General features: G+C 64.7%; 28 protein-coding genes and 1 other RNA gene. 13 read left to right on the plus strand and 16 right to left on the minus strand.

The genetic code is table 11. The features are described from left to right. The 4 genes from hflC to LCM4576_RS08355 all read right to left on the minus strand — a co-directional run bounded on the left by hflC (window position 1) and on the right by LCM4576_RS08355 (window position 3728). Window positions 1-942, minus strand: coding sequence for a protease modulator HflC (gene hflC, locus LCM4576_RS08340; protein ID WP_071031655.1), 942 nt, complete (start codon window positions 940-942; stop codon window positions 1-3). Continuing rightward, window positions 942-2051, minus strand: coding sequence for an FtsH protease activity modulator HflK (gene hflK / locus LCM4576_RS08345; RefSeq protein WP_071031656.1), 1110 nt, complete (start codon window positions 2049-2051; stop codon window positions 942-944). The genes hflC and hflK overlap by 1 nt, the downstream gene beginning before the upstream one ends. A gap of 142 nt (window positions 2052-2193) precedes the next feature. Next, complete coding sequence (locus LCM4576_RS08350; RefSeq protein WP_071031657.1) at window positions 2194-2712, minus strand: dihydrofolate reductase; 519 nt, start codon at window positions 2710-2712, stop codon at window positions 2194-2196. Then, a complete protein-coding gene (locus tag LCM4576_RS08355) occupies window positions 2712-3728 on the minus strand; it encodes a DUF4424 domain-containing protein (RefSeq protein WP_071031658.1) in 1017 nt (338 codons plus the stop codon). Before LCM4576_RS08355 ends, LCM4576_RS08350 begins: the two co-directional genes overlap by 1 nt. Before the next feature lie 142 nt (window positions 3729-3870). Here LCM4576_RS08355 and cobF point away from each other — a divergent pair, with 142 nt between their 5' ends. Then, window positions 3871-4632 (plus strand): precorrin-6A synthase (deacetylating), encoded by a 762-nt coding sequence (gene cobF, locus LCM4576_RS08360; RefSeq protein ID WP_071031659.1) that lies wholly within the window; start codon window positions 3871-3873, stop codon window positions 4630-4632. A 90-nt stretch (window positions 4633-4722) separates the two neighbouring features. Here cobF and LCM4576_RS08365 read toward each other — a convergent pair whose 3' ends face one another. From LCM4576_RS08365 to modA, 4 genes are all read right to left on the minus strand, one after another. Continuing rightward, window positions 4723-5064, minus strand: coding sequence for a winged helix-turn-helix domain-containing protein (locus tag LCM4576_RS08365; RefSeq protein WP_040982165.1), 342 nt, complete (start codon window positions 5062-5064; stop codon window positions 4723-4725). 88 nt (window positions 5065-5152) lie between these two features. Further along, complete coding sequence (gene modC / locus LCM4576_RS08370) at window positions 5153-6265, minus strand: molybdenum ABC transporter ATP-binding protein (protein ID WP_071031660.1); 1113 nt, start codon at window positions 6263-6265, stop codon at window positions 5153-5155. Next, on the minus strand, window positions 6262-6966 hold the full coding sequence (gene modB, locus LCM4576_RS08375) for a molybdate ABC transporter permease subunit (protein ID WP_071031661.1): 705 nt from the start codon (window positions 6964-6966) through the stop codon (window positions 6262-6264). Before modB ends, modC begins: the two co-directional genes overlap by 4 nt. Before the next feature lie 21 nt (window positions 6967-6987). Next, on the minus strand, window positions 6988-7782 hold the full coding sequence (gene modA, locus LCM4576_RS08380) for a molybdate ABC transporter substrate-binding protein (RefSeq protein WP_071031662.1): 795 nt from the start codon (window positions 7780-7782) through the stop codon (window positions 6988-6990). 161 nt (window positions 7783-7943) lie between these two features. On the opposite strand from modA, the gene LCM4576_RS08385 reads away from it, so the two are divergent. Continuing rightward, the gene (locus LCM4576_RS08385) at window positions 7944-8153 is read left to right on the plus strand and encodes a molybdopterin-binding protein (protein WP_040995706.1); all 210 of its coding nucleotides are present in this window, start codon (window positions 7944-7946) and stop codon (window positions 8151-8153) included. 13 nt (window positions 8154-8166) lie between these two features. Here LCM4576_RS08385 and LCM4576_RS08390 read toward each other — a convergent pair whose 3' ends face one another. Further along, a complete protein-coding gene (locus LCM4576_RS08390) occupies window positions 8167-8961 on the minus strand; it encodes a thymidylate synthase (protein ID WP_071031663.1) in 795 nt (264 codons plus the stop codon). Between the two features lie 142 nt (window positions 8962-9103). Then, window positions 9104-9415, minus strand: a complete 312-nt coding sequence (locus LCM4576_RS08395) for a DUF2853 family protein (protein WP_040982174.1) — start codon at window positions 9413-9415, stop codon at window positions 9104-9106. Window positions 9416-9584: 169 nt separating this feature from the next. Here LCM4576_RS08395 and ssrA point away from each other — a divergent pair. After that, window positions 9585-9945, plus strand: a transfer-messenger RNA (tmRNA) gene (gene ssrA / locus LCM4576_RS08400). A 100-nt stretch (window positions 9946-10045) separates the two neighbouring features. Further along, window positions 10046-10597 (plus strand): AAA family ATPase, encoded by a 552-nt coding sequence (locus LCM4576_RS08405; RefSeq protein WP_071031664.1) that lies wholly within the window; start codon window positions 10046-10048, stop codon window positions 10595-10597. A 52-nt stretch (window positions 10598-10649) separates the two neighbouring features. Here LCM4576_RS08405 and LCM4576_RS08410 read toward each other — a convergent pair whose 3' ends face one another. Then, window positions 10650-11855, minus strand: coding sequence for a multidrug effflux MFS transporter (locus tag LCM4576_RS08410; protein ID WP_071031665.1), 1206 nt, complete (start codon window positions 11853-11855; stop codon window positions 10650-10652). A gap of 211 nt (window positions 11856-12066) precedes the next feature. Here LCM4576_RS08410 and LCM4576_RS08415 point away from each other — a divergent pair, with 211 nt between their 5' ends. From LCM4576_RS08415 to LCM4576_RS08430, 4 genes are all read left to right on the plus strand, one after another. Further along, the gene (locus LCM4576_RS08415) at window positions 12067-12750 is read left to right on the plus strand and encodes a TetR/AcrR family transcriptional regulator (protein WP_071031666.1); all 684 of its coding nucleotides are present in this window, start codon (window positions 12067-12069) and stop codon (window positions 12748-12750) included. Window positions 12751-12867: 117 nt separating this feature from the next. Next, window positions 12868-13398 carry an SspB family protein gene (locus tag LCM4576_RS08420; protein ID WP_071031740.1) on the plus strand — a complete coding sequence of 177 codons (531 nt, stop codon included), beginning with the start codon at window positions 12868-12870 and terminating at the stop codon, window positions 13396-13398. A 9-nt stretch (window positions 13399-13407) separates the two neighbouring features. Next, a complete protein-coding gene (locus tag LCM4576_RS08425) occupies window positions 13408-13605 on the plus strand; it encodes a DUF4169 family protein (RefSeq protein WP_041011953.1) in 198 nt (65 codons plus the stop codon). A gap of 8 nt (window positions 13606-13613) precedes the next feature. Further along, on the plus strand, window positions 13614-13841 hold the full coding sequence (locus tag LCM4576_RS08430; protein WP_040982186.1) for a ribbon-helix-helix domain-containing protein: 228 nt from the start codon (window positions 13614-13616) through the stop codon (window positions 13839-13841). Between the two features lie 7 nt (window positions 13842-13848). Here LCM4576_RS08430 and LCM4576_RS08435 read toward each other — a convergent pair whose 3' ends face one another. Beyond that, the gene (locus LCM4576_RS08435) at window positions 13849-15651 is read right to left on the minus strand and encodes a chloride channel protein (RefSeq protein WP_071031667.1); all 1803 of its coding nucleotides are present in this window, start codon (window positions 15649-15651) and stop codon (window positions 13849-13851) included. Between the two features lie 170 nt (window positions 15652-15821). Between LCM4576_RS08435 and LCM4576_RS08440 the strand changes: the two genes are divergently transcribed. After that, window positions 15822-16250 carry a MarR family winged helix-turn-helix transcriptional regulator gene (locus LCM4576_RS08440; protein WP_071031668.1) on the plus strand — a complete coding sequence of 143 codons (429 nt, stop codon included), beginning with the start codon at window positions 15822-15824 and terminating at the stop codon, window positions 16248-16250. A gap of 48 nt (window positions 16251-16298) precedes the next feature. Here LCM4576_RS08440 and LCM4576_RS08445 read toward each other — a convergent pair whose 3' ends face one another. Continuing rightward, window positions 16299-20234 carry an AsmA family protein gene (locus tag LCM4576_RS08445; RefSeq protein WP_071031669.1) on the minus strand — a complete coding sequence of 1312 codons (3936 nt, stop codon included), beginning with the start codon at window positions 20232-20234 and terminating at the stop codon, window positions 16299-16301. Between the two features lie 195 nt (window positions 20235-20429). On the opposite strand from LCM4576_RS08445, the gene LCM4576_RS08450 reads away from it, so the two are divergent. Next, window positions 20430-21398 (plus strand): Dyp-type peroxidase, encoded by a 969-nt coding sequence (locus LCM4576_RS08450; protein ID WP_071031670.1) that lies wholly within the window; start codon window positions 20430-20432, stop codon window positions 21396-21398. Window positions 21399-21413: 15 nt separating this feature from the next. On the opposite strand, the gene LCM4576_RS08455 is transcribed toward LCM4576_RS08450, so the two are convergent. Then, the gene (locus LCM4576_RS08455) at window positions 21414-22829 is read right to left on the minus strand and encodes an FAD-binding oxidoreductase (RefSeq protein ID WP_071031671.1); all 1416 of its coding nucleotides are present in this window, start codon (window positions 22827-22829) and stop codon (window positions 21414-21416) included. 167 nt (window positions 22830-22996) lie between these two features. On the opposite strand from LCM4576_RS08455, the gene LCM4576_RS08460 reads away from it, so the two are divergent. Together LCM4576_RS08460 and LCM4576_RS08465 are read left to right on the plus strand one after the other, a co-directional pair. Beyond that, entirely contained in the window at window positions 22997-23482 is a 486-nt protein-coding gene (locus LCM4576_RS08460; RefSeq protein WP_071031741.1) for a thioesterase family protein, read from the plus strand. Between the two features lie 146 nt (window positions 23483-23628). Continuing rightward, on the plus strand, window positions 23629-23826 hold the full coding sequence (locus LCM4576_RS08465; protein ID WP_027168755.1) for a hypothetical protein: 198 nt from the start codon (window positions 23629-23631) through the stop codon (window positions 23824-23826). A 102-nt stretch (window positions 23827-23928) separates the two neighbouring features. On the opposite strand, the gene LCM4576_RS08470 is transcribed toward LCM4576_RS08465, so the two are convergent. Next, window positions 23929-24405: an Lrp/AsnC family transcriptional regulator gene (locus LCM4576_RS08470; RefSeq protein ID WP_071031672.1), complete on the minus strand. Its 477-nt coding sequence runs from the start codon at window positions 24403-24405 to the stop codon at window positions 23929-23931. An 88-nt stretch (window positions 24406-24493) separates the two neighbouring features. Between LCM4576_RS08470 and LCM4576_RS08475 the strand changes: the two genes are divergently transcribed. After that, window positions 24494-25420 (plus strand): DMT family transporter, encoded by a 927-nt coding sequence (locus LCM4576_RS08475; RefSeq protein ID WP_071031673.1) that lies wholly within the window; start codon window positions 24494-24496, stop codon window positions 25418-25420. A 9-nt stretch (window positions 25421-25429) separates the two neighbouring features. On the opposite strand, the gene LCM4576_RS08480 is transcribed toward LCM4576_RS08475, so the two are convergent. After that, on the minus strand, window positions 25430-26332 hold the full coding sequence (locus LCM4576_RS08480) for a dienelactone hydrolase family protein (RefSeq protein ID WP_071031674.1): 903 nt from the start codon (window positions 26330-26332) through the stop codon (window positions 25430-25432). Window positions 26333-26458: the final 126 nt, after the last annotated feature.

Here is a 26458-nt window from a genome sequence, read left to right on the forward strand (position 1 = left end):
CTACTGGGCGGTGCCGGGTTGCGTCGCAGGCGCGGCCGGTGGAGCGGAAGGCGCCGGTCCGGGCTTGCTGTCCGGATTCCGGAAATAGCGGAAGAACTCGGATTCGGGCGAGAGCACCATAGTCGTTCCGGTGTTGTCCAGCGCCGTGCCGTAGGCGTTCATCGAGCGATAGAAATCGAAGAAGGCCGGATCGCGCTTATAGGCGTCCGCGAAGGTCGCGCTGCGCTGCGCCTCGCCCTCGCCGCGCAGGATTTCCGATTCCTTCTGCGCCTCGGCGACGATCTCGACGACCTCGCGGTCGGCCCGCGCCCTGATGCGCTGCGCCGCCTCGTTGCCGCGCGCCCTCAGACGCTCGGCCTCCGCCAGGCGCTCGGCCTTCATGCGGTCATAGGTCTGCTGCGAGACCTCCGCCGTCAGATCGGTCCGGCGGATGCGCACATCCTCGATGTCGAGGCCGAGCGAGGTCGCGTCCGGGCGCAACTGATCGCGCACCTCGCGCATCATGTTGCCGCGCTCTTCCGAAAGWGCGGCCTCGAAGTCGCGCAGGCCGTAGACACGGCGCAGCGCCGCATCGAGACGCGTTTTCAGACGAGCCTCCGCCAATTCCACCTGGCCGGACACTGCCGCGCGGAAGGTGCGCGGATCCGAGATGCGATAGGCGATGAAGGCATCGACCTCGTAGAACTTGCCGCCCGAGACCTGGACGCGGATGTTGTCGAGGTCGAAGCGCATAACCCGCTTCTCGACCATCTGCACGCTGTCGGCATCGAAGAAGGCGAACGGCGCCTTGAAGTAGATGCCGGGCTCGTTCTTGACGTCGATGATCTCGCCGAACCTCAGCACGATCGCCTGCTGGCCGGCATTGACCACGAATACCGAGGAATAGAGCAAAAACAGAAGGACGGCCGCGATGACGGCGATGATGGGAAGACGGTTGRCCATCACTGGTTACCTCCCGTCACGCCCATCGGGCCCGGCGCCGGTTGCGCTTTCGGCTGCAATGCCGGCAGCGGCAGGTAAGGCAGCACGCCCTGACCGTTGCCTTGCTCGACGACGACCTTGTTCGAGTCCTTCAGGATCCTCTCCATGGTTTCGAGATAGAGGCGCTTACGCGTCACGTCGGGCGCCTTGGCGTATTCGTTATAAACGGAGATGAAGCGCTGCGCCTCGCCTTCCGCCTCCTGAACGACCCGGTTCTTGTAGGCCGCCGCATCTTCGCGGATCTGCGCCGCCTCGCCGCGCGCCTGCCCGAGCTTCTGGTTGGAATACTGGTTGGCCTGCTCGACGAACTTGTCCTCGTCCTGCTCGGCGCGCTRCACCTCGTCGAACGCATCGGCCACCTCGCGCGGGGGTGCCGCGTCCTCGATCGAGACCGCGTTCACCTGGAGGCCGGTCTTGTAGCCGTCGAGCGTGCCCTGGATGATCTCGCGCACCGCCGTTGCGATGCCCTGGCGRTCGTCGCGGAAGATGTCCTGYGCCGGGCGCCGGCCGACGACTTCGCGCATGGCGCTCTCGGCCACCTGGGTCAGCATGCCGTCGGGGTCGGAGACATCGAACAGATAGGCCCTGGGATCGGAGACCTGATAGGCTACCGAAAACTGCACGTTGACGATGTTCTGATCGCCGGAGAGCATCAGCCCGGAGCCGCTGGCCGCGCCGCCGCCTATGCTGACGAGTTGTTCGGAGATCTTGGCGGTTTCAACCGTTTCGATCGGCCACCAGTGGAAATGCAGGCCAGGCTGCGAGAGCTCGGTCTTCGGCTGGCCGAAGCGCAGTTCGACGGCAACCTCGTCTGGCTGCACGGTATAGATCGCCTTGAAGGCCCACAGCACGATGAGGGCCAGCGCGATCAGCCCGAGCACGGCCGGGCTGGCGCCGCCGCCGCCCGGAAGCGCGCGCCGCAGCCTGTCCTGGCCGCGGYGGATGATGTCCTCGAGATCGGGGGGCGAACCCTGCGGGCCGCTTGGCCCCTTCGGTCCCTGCCCCCAGGGCCCCTGATTGCCGCCGCCGCCCCACGGGCCGCCGCCACCGCTCTTGTCGTTCCAGGGCATGAATGTCCTTTCGCTTCGGTTCCCTCAAGGCCTTGCGGCGCAATCCTAACGTAGTTCTTCTATAGGGACGCCTTGGCACGCTTTCAACGCGATGTGCCACCGCCATCGTCCGATTTGGGCCGGTAGCGACCGTTTGTCGTCGTCAACGGCCGTCGCGACGGCGTTCGTAGACGGTGTAGCGCGTCGCGTGGCTATCCTTCTCGCCGGCGGGAAAGTCCTTGGCGCTGACGACTCGCCAGGTGCTGGGATCGATCGGCGGGAAATGCGCATCGCCATCGACGCTGGCCAGCACATGGGTCACGTGCAGCCGGTCGGCAAGCGGCAAGGCCTGGGCATAGATCTCGCCGCCACCGACCACGCAGATTTCCTCCGCTCCCGCCATGCAGCGGCCGCGTACCCTGGCCAGAGCGACCGCGTCATCCAGCGAGTGGGCCACCTCAATGCCTTCGGCGCGCCAGGCTTTGTCGCGTGTCACCACGATGTTGAGCCGGCCGGGCAGCGGCCGGCCGATCCCTTCATAGGTCTTGCGGCCCATGATGATCGGCTTGCCCATCGTATCGGCCTTGAAGCGCTTGAGATCGGTGGAAAGCCGCCACGGCAGGCCGCCCTCGCGGCCGATCACGCCGTTTTCGGCAATGGCGACGTAGATCGCGATGTCCATCAGCCGCCATTCCCGCCATTGTCCGACGGCTCCAAAAGCAGGATGTCGATGTCACGCTCGGGATAGAAATCCTTCGCGGTGATCTCGAACGTCGTCGGCCCGACCTTTTTGACGTTGTCGCCGCAGAAGGAGACGAGGTCTTTGGGGCTRCCCTTGTCGATGGTCAGCTTGAAATTGCCGATGGTGCCGGATGCCCAGTTGCCCCCCGTGGTCAGGATGTAGGCGATCCGGCTCTCATAATATTTCGGATAGCCGTCCGGATTCGCCTTGGCCGCCTTGCGCACCGCGTTGTCGAACGTCTCGTCCATGCAATAGCGGCTCTTGTAGCTTTGATATTGCGGGTTCTGGAACTGGCCGTCGGAGAAGAAGCTGACCGAGGAGGTGCCGCCGACGCTGGGCTTGTAGCGGTGCGAGACATGGACCTCCTTGTTGGYCGGAAAGGTCGAGCGCCACCAGTAAGTCGAGCGCAACTGCCAGAAGGGCACATAGGCGGTCTGCATGCCCGAGCCGTCATCGGCGGTATCCTCGATGATGATGCCACGGTCCTCCCAGTCCTTGGTGACATCCTTGGGCAGCTTTGCCAGCGCCGCCTTGGCGGCGTCGCCGAACGGATAGAGCGGCACGTTCTGCGCCTTGAGGTCGGCGGTGATGTCGATGCCCAGCGCAAACGCCCTTTGCTCGAGCTGAGGCTTGGYGTCGACGCCGTCGATCGTCACCTCGAAGCCGAGGAAATTATCGCTCTGCGCCTCCGGGATCGCCGGCATCTCGTTGGGATCGCCTTCGATGTCGGGCATCGGGAACGCGACGATGGAGCTGACATCCTTGTCGGTGTTGTTGCGGAAGACATAGTCGACCGTCACCTTCTCCGGCGAGATGAAAAGATCTTCGCTCTGCATGGCGACGGCGTCGCTGCGCGACAGGATCAGTCCACCGGTGCCGAGTTCGGCGATGGAATCATTAGCGAAGGCTGGCGCGGCCATGACTGCCAGCGCTGCGGTCAGTACGGTGCGTAACATGGACCCCTCCTCTGTGCCGCGATACCGGGGCCAGCCGGATGCGCTCTTCCATCTACCCGTTTCAGGATAGCGTTTCAAAGCCCTTCGTCGCCGGATACGGGTACTTCTGGACACCGCGCCGCCGATCGGGCAGGAGATCGCCATGCGCAAGCTTCTCGTCATCGGCATCGGCGCCGGCAATCCCGACCACATGACGGTCCAGGCCATCGACGGCCTGAACCGCGCCGACGTGCTGTTCATTCCCGACAAGGGAGCGAAGAAGAACGATCTTGCCGATTTGCGCCGGCACATCTGCGACCGCTTCGTCACCAATCCGAAATCGCGCCGGGTCGAGTTCGATGTGCCGGTCCGGGCCGAGCCGACATCGTCTTACCGGACAACCGTCGACGACTGGCACGAGGCGATCGCCGAGATCTACGAAGCCCTGATCCGCGAGGAACTTGCCGAAGACGGCTGCGGGGCCTTCCTGATCTGGGGTGACCCGTCGCTCTACGACAGCGCRCTACGTATCCTCGAACGCGTGCGCCTGAGGGGCAATGTCGGTTTCGAGCTCGAAGTCATCCCCGGCATCACCGCGATCCAGGCGCTGGCCGCCGCCCACGCGACCGCGCTCAATCGCATCGGCGACTCGATCCTGGTCACCACCGGCCGGCGACTGACCGAGGAAGGCCTGCCCGCCAATGCCGGCTCGACCATAGTCATGCTCGACGGCAAATGTGCCTTCAACACACTGGCCGACAAGGACGTGCTCATCCAGTGGGGCGCCTATCTCGGCACGCCGGATGAGATCGTCATTTCCGGACGCTTAGGCGACGTCGGTGCCGAAATCGAAAGGGTTCGTGAGGACGCCCGGCGAAAGAAGGGCTGGATCATGGACACGTATCTGCTGAGGAAGCCAGAATAGGCAGTGGSGATTAGGCAGTAGGGCGATCGAGGGTCCTCCATTTCATGGGCCCGGCAACTCCAGGGAGATCATAGCCTACTGCCTACTGCCTCACCCCGCATCGATCTCCGCCTGCAAGGCCTGCATATGCACGGCTGCGGCCGATGAAGCGGCTCGCTCTATCGCGCGAAAGCGGCTRACCACGGCCAGACCCACCGATGTCAGTTGCGCGCCGCCGCCCTTGCGGCCGCCCGTCTGCGCGGCGACCAGCGGCTTGCCGAAGACGCGGTTCATGTCCTCGACCAGATCCCAGGCATGCTTGTAGGACATCTCCATGCCGCGCGCCGCGGCCGAGATCGAGCCGAAGGCGGCGATCTGCTCCAGAAGCTCAATCTTGCCCGGGCCGATCCGGCCGTCGGGGTCGAGATTTATCCGCAGGCTCAGCGACGGCATTTCATCTCCTCGGATTTCACGGCATCACAATAGTCCCTGTGGAAGCTGAGCGCTATTCCAAATATACATAGCGACATGACCGAGCTCCTCAAACGTCGGCCTCGGCCGGCAGGCCGGCGCCGGTATTTGCGCGATCGAAGCTCAYGGTCTTGATCACCGCGAAGACCTGACTTCCCAGCTTGAGGCCAAGCGCCTGCCGCGATTGCTCGGTGATCCGCGCGACCACCGCCGCGCCATGGCAATCGATGCCGATTTCGACCTCGGGCCCCTCGCCCGGCTTCATGCTGTCGATCGTTCCCGCCAGGATGTTGAGCGCGCTGAGGCCGGCGGGCCTCTCGACGGCGATCATCACGTCGCGGGCGCGGATGCGAATGCGCACCGGAGCGCCCGCCACCCGCGCCAGTTTCGGCACCCGGATTTCGCCGGCCTGCGAGGCAAGCACCGTCATGCCGAAAGCCTCGTCATGACGCAGGACCTTGGCGTCGAGTACCGCTCCGCCCTCGCCGCGTTCCTCCGCCGGCAACAGGTCGAGCCGCTGCATGATCGCTTCTGTCGCTCCGGAAGCCGCGACCTTGCCTTGCGAAAGCACCACGACGTCGCTCGCCAGCCGCGCCACCTCGGCGACGGAATGGCCGACATAGACGATCGGGATCTTCGTCTCGTCGCGCAGCCGTTCGATATAAGGCAGGATCTCGGCTTTGCGCGCCTCGTCGAGCGAGGCGAGCGGCTCGTCCATCAGAAGCAGCTTCGGGCTGGCAAGCAGGGCACGGCCGATGGCGACGCGCTGCTTTTCGCCGCCCGAAAGTTTCGCCGGCCGCCGGTCGAGCAGATGGCCGATGCCGARCAGATCGACCACCGCATCCATCTTGGCGTAGCGTTCGGAAGCCGGCGTGAACCAGCGGCCGTAGCGCAGATTGCCGGCGACGCTCATATGCGGGAACAGCCGCGCATCCTGGAACACCATGCCGATCCGCCGCTTGTGCATGGGCACGAAGATCCGCGCGGCGGTGTCGACCAGCACGCGTCCGTCGACCGAGATGCGACCCTTGTCCGGACGGATCAGGCCCGCAATCAGGTTGATCAGTGTCGACTTGCCCGACCCCGAGGGCCCGAACAGCGCCGTCAGTCGGCCGGCGCTCTCGAAACCCGCTTCCAGGGCGAATTCGCCGAGCCGATGGTGGATGTCCACGGACAGCGTCATTCGATGTCCATCCGCCGGCCGACGCGACGCGCCAGAACTTCCGAAGCGATGAGCGCGACCATCGAGATAGCGATCGAGATCAGCGTCAGCCTGAGCGCGCCTTGGTCGCCGCCTGGCACCTGGGTGAAGGTGTAGATCGCCGAGGGCAGCGTCTGCGTCTCATTGGGGATGTTGGAGACGAAGGTGATGGTGGCGCCGAATTCACCCATCGCCTTGGCGAAGGAAAGGATCGCGCCCGCGATCAGCCCGGGCAGGATCAGCGGCAGCGTGATGGTGGCGAACACCCAGAGCGGATTGGCGCCGAGCGTGCCGGCGGCCGCCTCGATTCTGCGGTCGACCGCCTCGATCGAGAGCCGGATGGCCCGCACCATCAGCGGAAAGCCCATGACCCCGCATGCCAGTGCCGCGCCCGTCCAGCGGAACGAGAAGACGATGCCGAAATGCTCGGCCAGGAAGGCCCCGGCCGGGCCGCGCCGGCCGAAGATGAGCAGAAGCAGGTAGCCCGTCACAACCGGCGGCAGGATCAGCGGCAGATGCACCAGCCCGTTGAGCAGCGTCTTGCCCCAGAAACGCCCCCGCGCCAGCAGGAGCGCAAGCAGGATGCCGGGCGGCAGGCTGGCGATCATCGCCACCGTCGCCACCTTGATCGACAGCCGGACCGCATTCCATTCGTCGGGAGTGAGGTCCAGCAGCCAGTTCATGTCAGCGTTGCGCGGTCTTTCTCAATTACTCGGCGCGAGCACCGTGAAACCCTGCTCCTTGAAGAGCGCGGCGGCCTTGGCCGACTCGACGCATTTCAGGAAGGCAGCCGTATCCTTGTCCTTCGAATCGGCGGTCTGGGCAATCGGGTAGATGATCGGCGGGTGCGAATCTTCCGGGAAGGTGCCAACGACCTTGACGCCCTTTTCCGCATGCGCGTCGGTGGCGTAGACGATGCCCAGCGCCGCCTCGCCCGTCGACACCAGCTTAAGCGCTGCACGCACATTCTCGGCCTGCGCGACCTTGCCCTCGACCGACGACCAGACGCCCAGCGATTCCAGCGCCGCCTTGCCGTATTTGCCGGCCGGCACGGCCTTGAAATTGCCCATCGCAAGCTTGCCGTCGCCGATCAGCTTGGCGAGGTCGAATCCCTTCTCGACCTTGGTCTCTACCGCGGAATCCTTCGGCGCCACAAGGACGATCTGGTTGCCGAGCAGCTTCACTTCGGTATCCGGCTTGATCAGCTTCTTGTCGGAGAGATATTTCATCCAGTCGAGGTCGGCCGACACGAACACGTCGGCCGGCGCGCCGCCTTCGATCTGCTTGGCCAGCGCCGAGCTCGCCGCGTAGGAAATGGTGGCGGCTTCGCCGACTTCCGGCTCACAGGCCTTGTTGACCGCGTCGAGCGCATCCTTGAGGCTCGCCGCGGCAAACACGACCACCTTGTCGTCGGCATGGGCCGCCGGCACCGCCGCCATCAGCATTGCCGTGAAACCTCCAATAGCGATCGCCTTCAACCCGAAACCCTTGCCCGTCATGAAGTCTCTCCCTGGTTTCAAAATCCGTTCGGCCCAAAGCCTCTGACCGATATATCCGGATGAACATAACAAAGAAAGGCTTTTCGCCTGTCGTGGCATTGTGCGCCGGCGTGATCCCAGCCTACGATGAATGCCAACGGCGAAGCTCAAAGGAGAGACGCATGAAGATCAGCGCCCGCAATATCCTGAAGGGTAAGGTCACGGAGATCGTCAAGGGAGCCACCACCTCGCATGTCAGGATCGACATCGGCGGTGGCGTCATCGTCACCTCCTCGATCACCAACGAGGCGGTCGCCGACCTCGCGCTCGAAAAAGGCAAGCAGGCCTATGCGGTGATCAAGGCTTCGGACGTCATGGTCGGCATCGACTAAGCCGAAAACTGGCTCATACGGCGATGGGCGCCTTGATATTTGCATCCGCGAAATAATTCTCGAGGCGGAAATCCTCGAAACGGAAGGCAAAAAGGTCCGCCACCTCCGGGTTGATCCACATCGTCGGCAAGGTCTTCGGCGTGCGCCGCATCTGCTCGCGCGCCTGCTCGAAATGGTTCGAATAAAGATGCGCGTCGCCAAGCGTGTGGACGAAGTCGCCGGGCTTCAGCCCGGTCACCTGCGCCACCATCATGGTGAGCAGGGCATACGAAGCGATGTTGAACGGCACGCCGAGGAAGATATCGCCGGAGCGCTGGTAAAGCTGGCAGGAGAGCCTGCCTTCCGAAACATAGAACTGGAACAGACAATGGCAAGGCGGCAGCGCCATCGCCTCGACCTCGGCCGGATTCCAGGCCGAGACGATGAGCCGGCGCGAGTTGGGATTCCGGCGTATCTCCTTCAAAAGGCCCGCGATCTGGTCGATCTCGCCGCCATGCCCGTCCGGCCATGAGCGCCACTGCTTGCCATAGACCGGGCCGAGATCGCCGTTCTCGTCGGCCCATTCGTCCCAGATGCTGACGCCGTTGTCGTTGAGATATTTGATGTTGGTGTCGCCGGCCAGGAACCACAGAAGCTCGTGGATGATCGACTTCAGATGCAGCTTCTTGGTCGTCGTGACCGGAAAGCCGCGCGAAAGGTCGAACCGCATCTGGTAGCCGAACACCGAGCGCGTGCCGGTGCCGGTACGGTCGCCGCGGTCGACGCCGTTCTCCAGCACATGCTTCAACAGGTCGAGATATTGGCGCATCGGCTCTGCCTCGATTCGGGTGACAGGCAATCATACCCGACCGACAGCCGGTCGAACACCGCAAAGCTGGCGGCAAATGTGGACCACRCCAGAAATCCGCGGCGCCGGCACGGTTTCGTGCCGGCCGCCGGGTGGCCGGGACTCAGAGCGAGCCGAGTTTGCCGAGGTCCTTCGCCACCAGATAGTAGAAGGTCACGCGGCTCTTGGTGTTGTCGGCCTGCATGGCCTTGCAGGTCTTCTCGATCGAGGCATTCGCCTTTGCGGCATCGGCAACGCCGAGCTTCTTGCCGATCCAGTTCTCCCGCACGCGGTCGAGTTCCTTCGGGTCGGTGCAGGACACCAGCGAGGAATCGCGGTTCCTGAGCGCAATGCCCAGATGCTTGACGATCTTATCGACCGCGTCGGCGCTGGCGCCGGCATCGTATTTCTTCACATCCGCAAGATAGTCGGCCATCGAAACTTCCCCTCGTCGGCGCCACGGATCCGGTCGATGAGGGTTGTGGCGCGCCGCGCAGCCTGTGCGCTAGGTCAGAGACTCCTCACCGGGAGCGAGATTTGATTGAGTAGCCGCGCAAGTCAACCCTTGGCTGCACAGTTTGGCATAACCGGATAAGCGGCGGTTTGGCCTTTATTTTTCCCTCGTCGCTCCCTATATTCGTTTCGTCGGCTTGACCGACTATGGCGATAAACAGGCGATGAAATAAGCCGTTCGGACCCGGGGGCGGTACCCGGCGCCTCCACCAAAAACCGCTCTGGCCGACAGAGCGGCTTTTGCTGGGGGCGAAATAGGATCGACGAAGGTGTAAAGATCGTACTTTTGCCCGGCATTGTACCACCGTTATCGGGCTAAACTTATAGTTGCCAACGACAACTATGCGGAAGCTCGTCTCGCTGCTTAATGCGGCGCGAACGCTTCAAATCAAGTCCTAGCGGTTCGCACTTCTAGGCGGGGTTCGGAGGTACCTGGCAACAGAAACCTCCACCTTCCCCTTCTTTGCTCATTCCCAGACCAACCCACGGCCAAGGCTTGTCCAGCGCTCGACGCGCGGCGCAAGCCTTGCCGCCCATCCTCCATGGACATGCGATGCAAAACGATTCCGACCGATTCTTCGTGCTGACCGGCGGTCCGGGTTCCGGCAAGACCACCTTGATCGAGGCGCTGCGTGCCGAAGGCTTCGCGACGKCCCCCGAAGCCGGGCGCGGCATCATCCGCGACCAGACGGCTATCGGCGGCCCTGCCCTTCCCTGGCAGGACCGCGCGCTCTTTGCCGAGCTGATGCTGGCGTGGGAACTGCGCTCCTGGCACGTTGCGCGTACCGAACCCGGCCCGGTCTTCTTCGACCGCGGCGCGCCCGACACGATCGGCTATCTCAGGCTCTGCGGCCTGCCGGTGCCGGACCACGTCGCAAGCGCGGTGCGAAAATTCCGCTACGCGCGCCGCGTCTTCGTCGCGCCGCCCTGGCCGGAGATCTTCACCCAGGACGAGGAGCGCAAGCAGACGCTCGACGAAGCCGAGCGCACATTTCGTTCCGTGACCGGCGTCTACGCGGAGCTCGGCTATGAGCTGATGACTTTGCCGCTTGTGCCGGTCGAAGAACGGATGCGCTTCGTGCTCGATCAAGCCGGCTTGCGATAGATATGAAAAAGGCCGGGCAAGCCCGGCCTTTTTTGAGTTGTTTCGAGGCGCCCTATTCCGCCGGCGCCTCGACAGTTTCACGCGCGCGGCCGAGCGTCAGCTTGGCCAGCGTGAACGAGATCACCGCGCACAGTGTGATGCCCGCCACCATCGGCAGCGGCGTTCCGTCGAAGAAGATGCCGGCGACGCCCATCRCCAGCGCGCCGATGGCGAAATGCAGCGTGCCCATCAGCGCCGAGGCCGTGCCGGCGATCTCGCCATGCTCTTCCATCGCCAGCACCGAGGTGGTCGGGATGACCAGGCCGAGGAAGCCGTAGCCGACGAAGAGCAGCGCGGCCATCACGTCGAGCCGGTCGACGCCGGACGCCATGATCGCGAACAGCGCCACCATCACCGTGGCATAGCCGGTGACCGCCACCCAGACGACGCGCTTCAACCCGAAGCGGTCGGCGAGCATCCCGGTCAGCTGCGACATGCCGATGAAGGCGACCGCGTTGATCGAGAAGAACACGCTGTAGACCGACGGCGACAGGCCGTAATGGTCGATCAGGATGAAGGACGAGCTCGACAGATAGACGAAGAAGCTCGCGATGCCGAAGCCGGCGATCGCCACAAGGCCGAGGAAATTGCGGTCGCCCATCAGGTAGCGGTAGCCGGCAAGCGCCGTGCCGAAGGACGAGCCGGCGCGCTCTTCGACCGGCCGCGTTTCCTTGAGCGAGGTGGCAAGCAGGATGGTTGCCAGAGCGGCCGCACCCGTCACCGTCCAGAACACGGCGCGCCAGCCGAAGCTTTCAATGATCTGGCTGCCGGTCAGCGGCGCCAGGATCGGCGACACCGAGAACACCAGCATCAGAAGCGACATCAGCTTGGCGGCCTCGTTGCCGGTGTGCAGGTCGCGCACGATGGCGCGCGGCACCGCCATGCCGGCGCTGGCGCCGAGACCCTGTAGGAAGCGGAAGGCGATCAACCATTCGATGGTCGGCGCCATCGCCGAGCCGACGCCGCCGACCATGAACAGCGCGAGGCCGGCGTAGAGCGGCGCCTTGCGGCCGACCATGTCGGAGATCGGGCCGACGACGATCTGGCCGAAACCCATCGACAGGAAGAAGATCAACAGGCTCATCTGTACCGCGGCGGTGCCGGCATGYAGGTCCTGGCCGATCGAAGGCAAGGCGGGAAGATACATGTCAATGGCGAACGGTCCGATCGCGGACAACAAGCCGAGCACGACCGCGATGCGGAGGAATTTGGGACTCATGATAAGGCTCTTTTTCGGATCTGGTTGCCGCCGCGAAATACCGGCGTCTGAACCCAGGACGTTCCATCCCGTGGAAATCCGACATCCGGGAGCGATTTACTCGTCTCCTTCAGAGCGAGCTTAATCGCCCTTCGGCGCGAACTTCCCTTTGTTGTGTCCACAAATTTAGACAGGCTTGTCCAATTCGTCAATCACCGCTATATAGATTTTCATGAAGCACGGCGTTTCTCCTGACACTTTCCCGCCACGCAGCCACGAGGYCAAGCGCGTGTCGGTGGTGGATGCAGCCGCTGCCGTCTTCTGCCGCGAAGGTTATGCCGGCGCCAATATCGACCTGATCGCCGCCGAAGCCGGCGTCTCGCGCCAGACCGTCTACAATCATCACGGCGACAAGGAAAAGCTCTTCGTCGCCGTTGTGCGTGATCTGACGGAGCGCTGCAACGCCGGCATCTTCGCCACCATCGCCAGCTTCCCCGACCAGCCTATGGATCTGGAAGCCGACCTGGTTGGCTTTGCCGTGCGCATGAACCGCAACTGCATCTGCAACCGCGACGGCCGTTTCCTGCGCAAGCTGATCCAGGCCGAAGGCGAGCGTTATCCGGAACTGTTTGCCGAATGGCGCGAGCAGGGCCCGGGCCGCACATGGTCGGCGCTTGCCGCGCGCTTCGCCCGGCTTGCCTTTGCCGGTCACCTGGCGATCGGCGATCCTGACGTCGCGGCGCGTCAGTTTCTCGCCCTCGTCAACGCTGAGCTTCAGATCACCTTCATGCTGGGCGGCGTGCCGACCGAGGAAGAGGTCCTGCGCTCCGCCACCAATGGCGTGCGAACCTTTCTTAGCGCTTTCGCCAGGAAGAAGTCGCCAGCCGGCAAACAGGCGGCGCTGGTTCACGCCTGAGCGATCAAATCGTCGACACCCCCTCTTGGCCTCACGCCTTTGCGCCTATATGCGGTTTACGCCGCGCTCAAGCTTGATTACAGCTATGCGGACGATTCAACGGAACCCGACCATCACATGGCCGACGACCATATCCGCTACGACATTCTGGCCCAGGAGGCTCTGCGCGGCGTCATGCGCAAGGTCCTGGCCGAGGTCGCGCGCACTGGCCTTCCGGGCAATCATCATTTCTTCATCACCTTCCTGACCGGCGCGCCCGGCGTGCGCATCTCGTCCAGGCTGCGCGAGCGCTACCCGGAGCAGATGACCATCGTCATCCAGTTCCAGTATTGGGACCTCAAGGTGACGGATGCCGGCTTCGAGGTCGGGCTTTCCTTCTCCGACGTGCCGGAAAAACTCGAGATCCCCTTCTCCGCCGTGCGCGGCTTCTACGATCCGTCGGTGAATTTCGAGCTCGAATTCGACGTCAAGACGGAGAGCGCCGAGGACGAGGTCGCCGCTCCGGCGCCCGAGCCGGTCGCCGTCGTCCCTGAGAAGAAGCCGGAAACGAAKAAGAAGGCCGCCGAGACCGAAAAGAAGCCGGCTGTCGCCGAGACCGGCGGCAAGGGCGCCGACGTCGTCTCGCTCGACGCTTTCCGCAAGAAATAGCGCGGCGCCGTGGGCGAGGTCGTCAATCTCCGCCAGGCCCGCAAGCAGAAAGCGCGCACCGAGAAGGAACGCCAGGCGAGCGAGAACCGGGCCTCGCATGGCCGGACCAAAGCCGAGCGCGAGCGTGACCGGCTGACGTCAGAGAAGGCCGAGAAATTCGTGGCCGGCCACCGCCGGGAAAAACCCGACGATCCCGGCAAGCGCTGAGTCCTGCAATGGCCGCGGTCGAAAAACGTTCGGTAACGATCCGCGGTCACCGCACCAGCTTTTCGCTTGAACAGCCCTTTTATGACGATCTCATCGCCATCGCCGCGCAGCGTTCGCTGTCGCTCGCGGCTCTGGTCGCCGAGATCGACGAGACGCGCACCCGCGACGCCAACCTGTCATCCGCGCTGAGGCTCTATGTGCTCGCCTGGGCGAAACGCGGCGGYGCGACGTCCTGAGGATGGTTTAGGCCGGATCGCTGATGCTCTGTTGCGCCTTGCGCTTTGCGCCGAAGCTGAGCAAGGCGGTGCGGTCGCGCTCCTCCGCCTGCTTTTTCGATCTTACCCGCATCATGTCTTTCCAGCCGATATAGCCGATGAGCCGTTCTTCCTCGCGTGAGACGACCGGCAGGTGCGAGACATTGGYGGTGAGCAGCTTGTCGGAAAGCGCCTCCAGATATTCGTCCGGATAGGCGAGCGTGATCTTGCTGCCGGCGAGCAGTTCGCGGAGGGTGGCCTTGCGGTGCTTGCCGTTACGACGCCAGCGCAGGATCGCCGGCGGATCAATGACGCCGAGCACATGCCCCGCTTCATCGATCACCGGGAAGCTCGGGTGCCGGRTGTCCGGCGCGGTCAGGAAGCTCGCCGCGCCATGCAGCGTCATCGTCGCCGGCACGCTCTCGACCTTGGTCGTCATCACTTCCTTGACCCTGGTCAGGGCGAACGGATCGACGCGGTATTCGCGCACGAGATGATGCCCGCGCCGCGCCACTTTCTCGGTCAGGATCGAGCGCTTCATCAACAGCACGGTGACCGCATGCGCGGTAGCACAGGCCGCGATCAGCGGCACCAGAACATGCGTGTTGCCGGTGAGCTCGGTGGCGAAGAAGGTCGCGGTGAGCGGCGCGCGCATGGTGCCGCCCATGGTCGCAGCCATCGCCAGCAGCGGCCAGAAGCCGGGGCTCGCCTCGGGCAGGATGCCCGAGAGCACCGCTCCCATCGCGCCGCCCATGATGAGCAGCGGCGCCAGCACGCCGCCCGATGTTCCGGATCCCAGCGCGACTGACCAGATGACGGCCTTCACCACCAAAAGCAGCAGCGCGGCGGTCGCGACCGTGCGGCCGTCGAGCATGTTGGCGATGTTGTCGTAGCCGACGCCAAGCGCGTGCGGCTCGATCAGCCCGCYGATGCCGACCACCAGGCCGCCGATCATCGGCCACCACATCCAGTGGATCGGCAGCTTCAGGAAGGCGTCCTCGCAGGCATAGACCAATTGCGTCAGCAGTCCTGAAAGCAGCCCGGCGGCAATGCCGACCAGCACCCAGCCGCCGAGCCCGGCGATCGATGCGTCCATGGCGCCTGAGAACGGAAAGATCGGGCTCGGCATATGCAGCAGCGTGCGCTCGACCTCCGCGACGATCGCGGCGACGGCGACCGGGATGAAGCTGCGCGGCGTCCATTCGAACAGGAGCAGCTCGACGGCGAGCATGATTGCCGCGATCGGCGTGCCGAACACCGTCGTCATGCCGGCCGCCGCGCCCGCCACAAGCAGCGTCTTGCGCTCATTGTCGCTGACCGGCAGCATCTGCGCGATCAGCGAGCCGATGGCGCCGCCGGTCATGATGATCGGGCCTTCGGCGCCGAAGGGTCCGCCCGAGCCGATCGAGATCGCCGACGACAGCGGCTTCAGCACCGCGACCTTGGCGTCGAGCCGCGAGCGCCCGAGCAGGATCGCCTCGATGGCCTCGGGGATGCCGTGGCCGCGGATCTTCTCGCTGCCGAAGCGCGCCATCAGGCCGATGATCAGCGCGCCGATCACCGGCACGAGCACGGCGGCGAGCCCGAGCGGTGAGTCCTCGAGCTTGAGCTCGGCCAGCGAGAACTGGCCGAAATAGGCGATGTTGGTGGCAAGCCTGATGAGCTRCAGAAGCACGATGCCGGCAAGGAGCCCGGCGGTCGCCACCACCACGGCGATGGCCGCGATGACGAGCACGCGCGGATCGGTCGTGAAGTCGCGAAGATGGCCGTTGCCGGCGTGAGACGATTTCATTTTGGGAGCCTGAACTTTCTGGCGGCGCAATGGCCGTCCGGTTTCAGGTGGCCTCATATCGTAATACGATATAAATCTTCAAGCCGTTTTCGCGACCTGCTCCGCGTCATTTTGGACAGGGATCGCGACAACCTGTTGAGCTTTTGCGGGAAAGGACCATAAGTCGGGGAATGACGCCGTCGAAACCACGTCCCGCCATCAGCCAGGCCGACTACCAGCGGCTGTCACAGTTCCGTTACCTGATCCGCCGCTTTCTCGAATTCAGCCAGGTCCAGGCCAATGAGGCGGGCCTCACGCCGCGCCAGCACCAGGCGCTGCTGGCGATCAAGGGATTTCCAAGCGGCGGGCCGGTGGCGGTGGGCGATCTCGCTGAGYGGCTGCGCATCCGCCACCACAGCGCGGTGGAGCTGGTGAACCGCCTTGCCGAGRCAGGCCTGGTCATCCGCGATCAGGACAAGAGCGATCACCGTCGCGTCCTGCTGCAGCTCACCCCTTTGGCCGACGATCGCCTGGCCGAATTRTCGGCCGCGCATCTCGACGAACTGTCGCGCATAGAGYCGATGCTGCGGCGTCTGCTCTCGCGCCAGGAAGAGTCCTAGGCGCGCGCCGGCGCATCTGGGTCAGCTCCGCTATGCGCGGCGTAAAACTCAACCGCCGTCGAGCGACTTCAACAGATTGTCGATCGTGAACGGGTTGGCCTTGGGCTTCACCGGCGCAGGGGGCGAACCGTCGTTGACGCCGGGCAGCGATCCGTCGACCTTCCGCGCTTGCTCGGCCGCCTTGCGTGCTGCTTCCAGCTTCGCCTGTTCCGCCTTCTTGCGGTCGGCCTCGGCCTGCGCTTTGGCCGCTTCGTCCGCGGCCCGCTGCTCGGCCTCCGCCTTCGCCTGTGCATCGGCCTTGGCCTTGGCGTCCGCTTCGGCCTGCGCCCTGGCGTCGGCTTCCGCCTTGGCCCTCGCCTCTTCGTCGGCCTTGGCCTTGGCCTTTGCCTCGGCTTCCGCCTGTGCCTGCGCTTCCGCTTCGGCCTTCGCCCTGGCTTCCGCCTCGGCCTTCTGCCGAGCCTCTTCCTCTTGCCGGCGCAGCTCCTCGGCCGCCCTGTCGCGCTCCGTCTGCAGCGCCGCGTAATAGCGCACCTCGCGCCGCAGCCGCTGCTTTTCGAGCAGCGCCGCCTGCATCGCCTCGACCCGCTGCTGTTCCTTCTCCAGGGCACGCTGTGTCAGGAACTGCGCCAGCGGACCGCTGTCGAATTGGGGCGCGGTCGCCCCTAGCGGGCCGGCCAGGCTGAAATTGACGGCAGGCTCCGAGCCCACCAAAGCCTCGTCGCCGGGACGATAGGTCAGCGCCCCCTTCGCCGTGACGGTGCTCGTGTTGAGATCGGCGGTGACGTCGGCGGACAAGGTAGCGCCGGGATTGTCGAGGCTGATCGGCGGCGCCCGCAGCGTGCCGTTGGCGACGGTGAAGGCCACATCCGTATCGCCGGCGGCGAAGCTGCCCTCGCCGACGATCCGCGGCGCGAACTCCGCGGTCTTGGCCGTGTCGATATCGCGTCCGATCGCGTCGGCCTTGGCGATGATGGCGCCAAAGCCGTCCGGATTGATACCGTCCACTTTCAATGCCTTCAGCGCCGCTGTGCCCGACCCGGAGAGAGCCGCGATCATGGCGTCGACCGATTTGCCGCTGGTCGACAGCGCCGCCGAAAGATCGCCGCTGCCGCCGATGCCGGCGCCCGGCAGGACGGCGGAAAGATCGCTGCCGGCCAACCTCATCTGGCCGGAGAACAGGCCAGTGCCCTCGGTGTTCTTCAGGTCGAACAGGCCGGTCACGTCGCCGCCATAGAGCTTCGCCTTGAGGTCGGAGACATGGATGCCTTCGCGGTCGAGCTTCAGCGAGAATGAAGCGTCATGCGCCGTCGCGAACGGCCCGACGGCGAGCGCCGAGGTGTTGAGATCGAGGTCGGCGTTGAAAGGAAGGGTCGACTTCTGACTGAACGGCGTCGTCGGCCACCGGCCCTTGGCGGGAGCGAAGGACTGGTCGCCGAACAGCGAGACCGCCAGCGGATCGAGGTCGAGTTCGTCGAGCGCCAGCGCCCCCGCAAGATGYGGCAGCCCATCCTTGGCATCGATGTTGATGTCGCCGGAGACCGCCGCCTTGTTGATCGAACCGGTGAGGCCGCTCAGCACCAGGARCCCGTTGCCGAAATCGGCATCGGCCGCCAGCGACGTCGACGTGCCCGTTCCCATCCCCGGCAAGCCTACCCCCGTCGTCATCAGCCACGGCTCGATATCGGCGGCGTCGAGATTGACCTTGCCCTTGGCGGTGGCGCCTTGCGCCGTCTCGGCGACGGTTCCGTCGAAGCTTGCCCTGAAATCGTCGGCCGTCAGGTTAAAGCTGGTCGCGAGACCGCCGGCGACCGAGCCCTTCGCCGAGATGTCGGTGTTGGCGTGGCCGAGCATGCCGAGCGGCAGCGCCGGCAGCCCGTAAAGCGCAAGCAGCGTGGTGGCATTGTCGTTGCGGGCGTTGAAGGTGATCGACACCGGCGCCTCGGAGAGCTTGTCCGTGGTCCCCTTGCCGGAAAGCGAAGCCGAGAAGGCCGAGCCGCCCGCCTTGCCCTGGGCCGAGAGCGCCAGGCCCGTGGTGCCGTCGCCATTGTCGGCGGCGCTGGTCAAGAGATCGATGCGCGCGTCCTGGAACAGTTCGGGATAGGCCGCCGCGCGGCCGGCCAGGCCTTTGAGCACGCCATTGTCGGGATAATGCTGAGCCGCGACATCGATCAGCGGCTTCAGATCCACCGCCACCACGGAAGCATTGAGCTTGCCGGTCGGGCTTTGCGGAAAATCCTTGATCCGGCCCGTGGCGCTGATCGAGGCGCCAGCCAGGCCACCGATCGAAAGCCGGTCGATCTCGAGCAAGCCCTCGCGCAGCCGCAGCGCCGTGTCGACGGTGTCGGCGCTCAAGCCGCCCGCGCTGACCGGCCCCGCCTTGATCTGGAAATCGAGATCGCGATCCGAAAAGCGGTTGGCGCCCTTGTCGCTGATGAAGATCGAGGCGAAGGCCGCGAGCCCGTCCAGGTCCATCTCGCCGCCGGTGAGCCGCATCAGCACCGATGGCCTGGCGCCGTCCGGTTGGYTGGAATCGATGCTGCCCGAGAATTTCGCCTTGCCGAGGATGAGTTCGAGATCGCTGAAGGACTGCCGGTTCTCGCTGAGATCGACCTTGGCCTTGAAGCCGGCCGCAGGCAGCCGGCGGATCGCCTCGTCGACATCCTTCGACAGCCAGGCAGCAAAGCCGGAAGGCTGCCCGACGGCGAGCAGCAACGAGCCGGTGAAGCCGAAATGGTCCTCGACGCTCAACATGCCGTCGGCTTCGAGCGTCGTGCGGCCCGGCAGCGTAGCGGCAAGCGACTTGAGCGACCAGCCTCCTTCGACCGGCTCAGCCGACAGCCGCACGTCACGCACCGTCGTGTCGCCCGCCACCACCGCCGGCAGCCTGACCTCGAGCGTCCCTGGTATCGTCGGCTTCGGCATGTGCTGCAGCGTCTGCTCGAAGGCAGCGATGCGCTGGTCGAGCGTGAAGCCTGAGCCGGTGGCTCCACCTACTGCCTCGTCGAACTGGACCTGCGCCCCGCTGRCTTCGACCGCGAAATGCGGCTTCAGGCCGAGATCGACCGAGGCCTTGCCGTCGGCGGTATAGGGATTGTCGAGCGGGCCGGTCTCGAAGCGGAACTCCTCGACATCGAGCTTCTGGTGGTCGAGCGCGAACTTGCCGTTCAGTCGGAAGCCCGGATCGGGCTTGCCGGTGCTGATCTTGACCGGCTCGCCGTCATTGCCGCGCAGCTCGGCCGAGTTTTTGTCCGCACCCGAGATCTTGAACTGGCCGGAATAGACCGCCGCGCCCTTGACGATGCCGGCATTGCCGTCGGCTTCGACGATCAGCGGATAGGCATCGGGATCGGCCTTCAGCCTGAGCCGCATCTGGCCGTCCGGTTCCACCTTGCCGGTCGAGGCCGAGACATCGGTGCGCAGGCCGTCGAAGCGTAGCGTTCCGTCCATGCGCCATGGACCGGTGAGCGCCTTGGCCGAAATGGTCGAGTTGATCTCCGAGATCAGATGGCTGCGCCCGCCGGCGGCGTGGCGAAGCTCGATCTGCCCCTCGGTCACCGATAGCTTCTCGATGGCGATCTGGCCGGGGTTGAAGGGCGTCGACGGCCGGATCGCCCAGTCAACGGTGCCGTTGCCGGCGACATCGATGATAGCTCTGGGGTGCACCAGCCGCATGTCGAAGATCAGCACCTCGCCGCGCAGGAACGGCGCGAGCTCCGCGTCCATGGAAAAGGTCTCGACCGTCATCGCCGGCTTGCCTTCCGGCCCGCCCGCGACCTCGACATTCGAGAAGGTCACCGACGGAAACGGCAGCAGYCGCGCCGTCGCATCGCCCTTCACCGTCACCTTGCGGCCGAGGATGGCACTGGCCTCACGCTCGAAATCGCCCCGGTAACCCGTCCAGTCGATGAAATACGGCACCACCAGCGCCGCGCACAGCACCAGCACGAACAGGCCACCGAAGATCACGAACAGGCGGGCGAGCATCTGTTTCCCGGGTTGAAAGTCAGCCGCACTCTACCCGCATCCGCGTGTCGATAAAGAGGCAATTCGGCGCCCGGCGGCCGCCAACCTCTCCAGTTGCACGATCGCTCGCGGTCAGGATATCTCTTTTCCCGATCCCTGCCCTTCCGGCCGCATCCCTGGCCGCCACAGATCTGAACCCAACACGGAGCGTTCCCGATGTCAGGCAAGAACTGGGACAGAGTGCCGATCRATGCGCAAAGCGTCGACGCTCCGCTGTCGACGGCCGCGATTTTCCTTGTCGTCACRGTCGCCAGCGACAAGGCCGCGCTTTCGACCGCCGCCTCGGTGCTGGGCGAGCTCGATGATCTCGTCAAGAATGTCGGCTTCCGCGACCTGTCGGKCCGGCTGTCCTGCATCGCCGGCATCGGCGCCGGGCTCTGGAACCGCCTGTCGCCCAGCCGGCGGCCGCGCGAGCTGAAACCCTTCGCGCCGATCGAGGGACCGGCGCATTCGGCGCCCTCGACGCCGGGCGATCTGCTGTTCCACATCCGCGCCGAGCGGCGCGACATGTGCTTCGAGCTCGAACGCATCCTGTTGGACGCCCTTGGCGCCAGCGTGACCGTCGCCGACGAAGTGTCCGGCTTTCGCTATTTCGACGCGCGCGATCTTCTGGGCTTCGTCGACGGCACCGCCAATCCGACCGGCCTCGACCTGCCCGCCTCCGCATTGGTCGGCGACGAGGACAGCGACTTTGCCGGCGGCAGTTACGTCGTCGTGCAGAAATACCTGCACAACATGGCGGCCTGGAAGGAAACGCCGACCCATGTCCAGGAAGAGATCATCGGCCGCACCAAGATCGACAACATCGAGATCGATGACGACGACAAGCCGCGCAAGTCGCACAAGTCGCTGGCCACCATCGAGGACGACGCCGGCAACGAATACGATATCCTGCGCGACAACATGCCGTTCGGCCGCCCGGGGCAGAACGAGTTCGGCACCTATTTCATCGGCTACACGCGCTATCTGTGGGTGATCGAGAAGATGCTGCAGCGCATGTATGTCGGCGAGCCGCCCGGCGCCTATGACCGGCTGCTCGACTTCTCCACGCCGCACACCGGCACGACCTTCTTCGCGCCGACGCGGCCCATGCTGCAGAAGCTGGTCGAAGGCGTGGGAGAATAGYCGCCGGCCAGCGTATCAGCCCGCCGCCGGCAAAATCTTGCCCGGATTCATGATGTTCAGCGGATCGAGCGCCTGCTTGATCATGCGCATGACGTCGACGCCATGGCCGAGCTCGTGGCGCAGGAAGCCGACCTTGCCCTGGCCGATGCCATGCTCGCCCGTGCAGGTGYCTTCCATGGCGATGGCGCGCATGTTGAGACGGGCGACAAATTTTTCCGCAAGCGCGATCTCGGCCGGGTTGTCGACGTCCATCAGCACCAGCACATGGAAATTGCCGTCGCCGGCATGGCCGACGATCGGCGCGATAAGTCCCATCTCAGCAATGTCGGCCTCGGTTTCGGTGACGCATTCGGCAAGCCGCGAGATCGGCACGCAGACATCGGTCGACAGCCCCTTGGCGCCGGGACGCAGCGTCAGCGACGACCAATAGGCGTCGTGGCGCGCCTTCCAGAGCTTCGTCCGCTCTTCCGCGACGCTGGTCCACAGAAACGGCCCTCCGCCGTTCTCCTCGGCGATCATCCCGAACGTCTCGGCCTGCTCGGCCACGCCCGCGTCGCTGCCGTGGAACTCGACGAACAGGCACGGGCTCTCCGGATAGTCGAGCTTGGAATAATTCTTCATCGCCCGCATCTGCAGCGCGTTGACGAGCTCGATACGCRCCACCGAAATGCCCATCTGGATCGTCGCGATCACCGTGTTGCAGGCCGCCTCCAGGCTCGGGAACGGGCAGACGCCGCCCGAGATCGCCTGCGGAATGCCCTRCAGCCTCAGCGTCAGCGATGTGATGACGCCGAGCGTGCCTTCCGAGCCGACCAGAAGCCGCGTCAAGTCGTAGCCGGCCGAGCTTTTCTTCGCCCGCTTGCCGGTGGTCACCGTCTCGCCGTCGGCCATGACCGCGGTCAGCGACAGCACGTTCTCGCGCATCGTGCCGTAGCGCACCGCGTTGGTGCCGGAAGCCCTGGTCGCCGCCATGCCGCCGAGCGAGGCATTGGCGCCCGGATCGATCGGAAAGAACAGGCCGGTGTCGCGCAGGTGCCGGTTGAGGTCCTCGCGCGTCACCCCGGGCTCGACGGTGCAGTCGAGGTCCTGCGGATTGACGGCCAGGATTCGGTTCATGCGCGACGTGTCGATGGAGATGCCGCCGCCCGGCGCGTTGGTGTGGCCCTCGAGCGAGGAACCGACGCCGAAGGCGATGACCGGCGCACGGTGGGCGGCGCAGGCACGCACGATCTCCTGCACGTCCGCCTCCRTTTCGACGAAAGCGACGCCGTCCGGCGCCTGGGTCGGGATATAGGTGGTGGTGTGCGCGTGCTGGCCGCGTATCGCCGCGCCGGTCTGGAAGCGCTCGCCGAAGCGCTGCTTGAGTATGCCGAGCACCGCGGCGATGCCTTCCTCATTGCGTTCGACGGGGTTGAGGTCGCTCAAAGCCATGAATTCCTCCGCGAATGGACCAGCGGCCACTCTTGTTATGCAGCTATGGATGATGCCTAAAGCAATTCGAGGAAAAGTGCCAAGCGGTTAGGCTAGGCGACTTTTTGCRCCAGAACGACGAGAATCTCAGCAGCCACGCCCTGCCCAGCGACGATCAAGGAAAAGCAATGACGATCCCCGCACCCATCCTGTCCCGCCCGTTGGCGATCGAGAAGGACTGGATCGACTATAATGGCCACCTCAACATGGCCTATTACAACGTGCTGTTCGATCGCGGCACCGACGAAGCGTTCGCGATGATGGGAGTGGACGCAAGCTATACCAAGGAACGCCGCCTCAGCGTCTACACCGCGGAAGTCCATGTCTGCTACGTGCGTGAGCTGCATCTTCACGACACGGTCAAGGTCTCGTTCCAGCTCATCGATCATGACGACAAGCGGTTGAGGACCTATCAGGAAATCCGCCACGTCGACGGCTGGCTCGCCGCCACGTCGGAAACGCTGTCGCTGCATGTCGACATGGAAGGACCGAAGGTCGCGCCCTTCCCCGCCGACGTGATGGACAAGCTGGAGGCCGTGCGCGCTGCCCATGCGACGCTGCCCATGCCCGAGCGCGCCGGCCGCTCGATCGGCATCAAGCGCAAGAGCGCTTGAAAACCCGCACGCCCGCGTTAACCTTACCAAGGTTTTAACGTGAACAAGTCAGTTGAGTCCGTTGAACGACTCACCGGCGCGTTCGAAAACCGCCGTACCGGGTTTGCGCACGGGGCGGCTGGCGGAATGCGGTGCGAGGACAGTGCATGAAAACCGACATCAAGGTCGAAGTGGAGCGCTTGGCGGCCGATCCACGCATCACCGACTATGATTTCTGGCGATCGTTGAAGAACGTCAACAACGAGATCTTCCACATCGCCAACAACAACGAACCGATCCCGTTCGACATGATCCGCTGGCGCGCGATTCTGAAGCAGGCGCGCATGAAGCGTGGCCACGCCTGAAGCATGTCTCCCGAAAGTGGGAACCGGTTTCCGGGATGAAGACATGCGTGAAATCAAGAACCTAAAGCGCATGCGGCGAATTTGAAAGATCGCGACGCGCTGTCACTTCTGCCTGAAGGCGCCCAGCGGCGAACGCGGCTCGACCGGTGACGACTGGATGATGGCGGTGTTGGTCATCGCGTAGGGAATGAYCCGGTCGATCACGCGCTCGAGCTCGCTCACCGAGCCGACATGAGCGAGCGCGATGAAGCAGTCCTCGCCGGTCACCCGGTCGCATTGCGCGATTTCCGGCAGCTCGCGGATGATGTCCGCCACCACGGAAAGYTGCCCCGGCACCGGCCTGATTCTGAGCCATGCCGACAGCTTCATGYCGAGAGCGGCCGGATTGATCCTGACCGTATAGGCCTCGATCACGCCGTTTTCCTGCAGCTTGCGGATGYGCTCCGCCACGCTCGGCGCCGACAGCCCGACGGCGCGCGCCAGCTCCGCCGTGCTGATGCGCGCATCCTTTTCCAGGAGCCGCAGGACCTTCAGATCGATCGCGTCCAGGTCGACATTTTCACTTCGAAGGTTTTTCAAGCCGAATTTCTTCCATCACAAAGCCGAAGCGCCACCTGGCCATTCATTGCCTATATAGTCGGCGGGTTTCGCCTGCGATAATGCCCGCATGAAAGCTCAAACGCAAATTCCAACTGCAAACCCGGCCAGCGGTGATACCGAAGCGCGCTCCGCCGGCCCCACCGCACTTGCCGGAATGGCCGACGCGTTGCCGCCGCACGTCTGGTTCTGCGTCAGCGCCGTGTTCCATTATCTCGGGCCGGCCTTCGCCGTGCTGCTCTTCGCTCAGGTCGGCGTGCTCGGCATGGCTTGGCTGCGCATCGCCACCGCCGCCCTCATCTTCGCCCCTTTGACCAAGCCCTGGCGCGTCTTCGCGCGCGCCGATCGCGACCGGCGACTGCTGCTGCTGGCCTTCGGCATCTGCCTGGCGGTGATGAACTGCTCGTTCTATCTGGCGCTCGACCGCCTGCCCATCTCGCTGGTGGCGGCGATCGAATTCGTCGGCACGATCGCCGTCGCGCTGGTCGGCCTGCGCAGCCGGCGCAACTTTGCGGCGCTCGCTGTTGCCGTCGCCGGCACATTGCTTCTCATCGACGTGAAATGGTCGAGCGATCCGGTCGGCCTGTTCTGGGCGTTTTTGAATGGCGCCCTGTTCGTCGGCTACATCGTGATCGGTCACCGCGTCGCGCAGGCAGGCCTCGGCATCGCCGGCCTCGGCGCCGCGATGACGGTCGCATTCCTCGTCGTATTGCCCGTCGGCTTTCGCGAGGCGCAGCCTGCCTTCTCATCGCCGCAACTGCTCGCGGCTGCGATCGGCGTCGGCGTCTGCTCCTCAGTCATCCCCTATATCTGCGACCAGCTCGCCATGGCGCGCCTGCCGCGCGCGAGCTTCGCTCTGATGCTGTCTCTGCTGCCGCTCACGGCAACGCTGATCGGCGTGATCGTACTGCGCCAGGTGCCGGGCGTCACCGACTGCCTTGGCGTCGCTCTGGTGATCACCGGCGTTGCCATGCATAAGCCGGCGGCAAATGCGTGAATTGTTCGACTAGGCGAGCTTCTCTTTGAGAAACGCCACCGTCCGGCCCCAGGCGAGATCGGCGGCCTTCTTGTCATAGCGCGCGGCCGACGTGTCGTTGTTGAAGGCGTGGTTGGCGCCCTCATAGACATAGACCTTGTATTCGACATGCGCGGCGTCCAAGGCCTTCTTATAGGCATCGATGCCGGCATTGGTGCGCGTATCGAGCCCGGCATAATGAAGGAGCAGCGGCGCCTTGATCTTCGCGGCGTCCTCGGCCCTGGGCTGCATGCCGTAATAGGCGACGCCGGCGCTGAGGTCGGGCGCATGGACGGCAAGCTGGTTGACCGCGCCGCCGCCCCAGCAGAAGCCGACCGCCCCGACCTTGCCGTTGCCGTCCTTGAGGCTCTTGAGGTAGGCGACCGTCGCCACGCCGTCGGCCGCGACCTGAGCAGCATCGAGCTTGCTGAACATGTCGCGTGCCTTGTCCTCGTCGGAAGGCGTGCCGCCAAGCGGCGACAGGAAGTCCGGCGCCAGCGCGACGAATCCCTCCAGCGTCACGCGCCGGGTGACATCGCGGATATGCGGGTTCAGTCCCCGGTTCTCGTGGATGACGATGACGGTGCCGAGCTTGCCCTGCTGGTCGGCCGGCTTGACCAGATAGGCTTTCATCTCACCGCTCGAGCCGGGATATGTGATGTCCTCGCCCTTAACGCGGCTGTCGTCCTCGGCGACGATCGCCGCCTGGGCCGAGTTGGCCGCCAGCATCGGAGCGATCGCGGCCGCCGCGGCGCCCGAGCCCGCCAGCTTCGTCAGTTGCTCCATGAAGCGGCGGCGGTCGAGCGTCAGATGGGTGTATTCGTCATAGGCATCGATCATCGCCTGCGTGATGACAGGCTGCATAGTGACGGGCTTGGCAACGGGTTCGGTCATGGCTCTCCTCGACGACAATGGGGGACGATTCCGCGGATCGACGCGCAAGATAGGGTCAAGATCCATACGGTCCAGCACGCGCGGATGACGATTCGGAGAGCTTCGGTTCGCCCATCACATTTTGGT

Origin of the sequence: Mesorhizobium sp. LCM 4576 (assembly GCF_001854815.1) — a bacterium.
Classification (GTDB): Bacteria; Pseudomonadota; Alphaproteobacteria; order Rhizobiales; family Rhizobiaceae; genus Mesorhizobium; species Mesorhizobium plurifarium.

What these genes read in the sequence shown, in the direction of transcription:
- LCM4576_RS08350 (WP_071031657.1), bottom strand. Translation starts at nt 2,712, where the DNA reads ATGGACATCGCGATCTACGTCGCCATTGCCGAAAACGGCGTGATCGGC.
- modB (WP_071031661.1), bottom strand. Translation starts at nt 6,966, where the DNA reads ATGAACTGGCTGCTGGACCTCACTCCCGACGAATGGAATGCGGTCCGG.
- modA (WP_071031662.1), bottom strand. Translation starts at nt 7,782, where the DNA reads ATGACGGGCAAGGGTTTCGGGTTGAAGGCGATCGCTATTGGAGGTTTC.
- LCM4576_RS08385 (WP_040995706.1), top strand. Translation starts at nt 7,944, where the DNA reads ATGAAGATCAGCGCCCGCAATATCCTGAAGGGTAAGGTCACGGAGATC.
- LCM4576_RS08390 (WP_071031663.1), bottom strand. Translation starts at nt 8,961, where the DNA reads ATGCGCCAATATCTCGACCTGTTGAAGCATGTGCTGGAGAACGGCGTC.
- LCM4576_RS08395 (WP_040982174.1), bottom strand. Translation starts at nt 9,415, where the DNA reads ATGGCCGACTATCTTGCGGATGTGAAGAAATACGATGCCGGCGCCAGC.
- LCM4576_RS08460 (WP_071031741.1), top strand. Translation starts at nt 22,997, where the DNA reads ATGACGATCCCCGCACCCATCCTGTCCCGCCCGTTGGCGATCGAGAAG.
- LCM4576_RS08465 (WP_027168755.1), top strand. Translation starts at nt 23,629, where the DNA reads ATGAAAACCGACATCAAGGTCGAAGTGGAGCGCTTGGCGGCCGATCCA.
- LCM4576_RS08475 (WP_071031673.1), top strand. Translation starts at nt 24,494, where the DNA reads ATGAAAGCTCAAACGCAAATTCCAACTGCAAACCCGGCCAGCGGTGAT.
- LCM4576_RS08480 (WP_071031674.1), bottom strand. Translation starts at nt 26,332, where the DNA reads ATGACCGAACCCGTTGCCAAGCCCGTCACTATGCAGCCTGTCATCACG.